The sequence below is a fragment of the Streptomyces sp. SID1328 genome (genome assembly GCF_009865595.1).
In the GTDB taxonomy this organism is placed as follows: domain Bacteria; phylum Actinomycetota; class Actinomycetes; order Streptomycetales; family Streptomycetaceae; genus Streptomyces; species Streptomyces griseoluteus.
Map to the genome: position 1 here is coordinate 1 of NZ_WWKH01000649.1, position 1334 is coordinate 1334.

1 protein-coding gene is annotated in these 1334 nt (G+C 73.8%); it reads left to right on the top strand.

The window, feature by feature from the left end; all coding sequences use genetic code 11:
• Window positions 1-329: 329 nt before the first annotated feature.
• The coding region (locus tag GT030_RS20995) for an Ig-like domain-containing protein (protein WP_161202426.1) at window positions 330-1334 on the top strand (1005 nt) is incomplete at its 3' end.

Below are 1334 nucleotides of genomic sequence, written 5' to 3' on the forward strand. Positions count from 1 at the left end.
CGCGCCGGGCACCGCGCACCGGGGAAGTGGCGGTCCCGCTCTGGGCGGCCGGTTCCCCGGCCCGTGCCCGCTGCTCGGCTGCGCTCGTCACCAGTCGGCCCCTCTTTCAGTGGCTCGGCCTTCCGGGGCACGACCGCCCGCGCCGAACGGCCGACCGCACCCGCGGGCCTGCCAAGGCCCCGGGCACGCTCGGCCGGCCGGTACGGCAGCGCCCCGACGGCTCCGGCGCGGGCGCGGCGGCTCCCCTTCGCGTCGTCCTTCCCTCTGTTCTGCCCATCCGGGGGGTCGCACTCACGTTTCCCCCGAGCGTGCCGCGTCGTTGTGTCGGCGTGAGGCACCTACAAGGACGCGCGCGGCGCGCGCTGGCCACACTGGCCACGGCACTTTCATGGGCGGGACTGCTGGCCGGGGCCGCCGGCTGCACCGCGGACGGCTCCGGCCCCCTGGGCATCGGCGGCCCGCCGGGCAGACCCCCGGCCGTAGAGGACGTCATCCGGGTGACCCCGGACGACGGCGGCAAGGGGGTGCGCCCCGGCGAGCGGCTGCGGGTGAGGGTGCCCGAGGGGCGGCTGGAGAAGGTCACGGTGACCCGCTCCCAGGACGCCCAGGACACCAAGGTCACCGGGCACATCACGGGGGGCGGCCGTACCTGGGAACCGGACGACGACAAGCTGGCCCTCGCCGCCCGCTACACGGTGGACGCGGTCGCCGTGGACGGCGACGGCCGCCGCTCCGCCCGGCACACCTCGTTCACCACCTACGTCCCCGACCAGCGGTTCATCGGCTACGTCACCCCGGAGAACCGCGCCACGGTGGGCACCGGGATGATCGTCTCCCTCGCCTTCAACCGGGACATCACCGACCGGGCCGCCGTGGAGAAGGCCGTACGCGTCACCGCGAAGCCGGCCGTCGACATCCGCGCCCACTGGTTCGGCAAGAACCGGCTGGACTTCCGCCCCGAGCGCTACTGGAAGCCCGGCACCGAGGTGACCGTCGACCTCGCCCTGCGCGACGTGGAGGGGGCGCCCGGCGTCTACGGGCTCCAGCGCAAGACCATCGCCTTCACCGTCGGCCGCAGCCAGGTCTCCCTGGTCGACGCGGCCGCGCACACCATGGAGGTGCGCCGGGACGGCGAACTCCTGGCCACCGTGCCGATCACGGCGGGCGCCCCCAAGACGCCCACGTACAACGGCAAGATGGTGGTGATGGACATGCTGGAGGTGACCCGCATGAACAGCCAGACGGTCGGCTTCGGCGGGGAGTACGACATCCCGGACGTGCCGCACGCCATGAAGCTCACCGACTCCGGCACCTTCCTGCACGGCAACTACTGG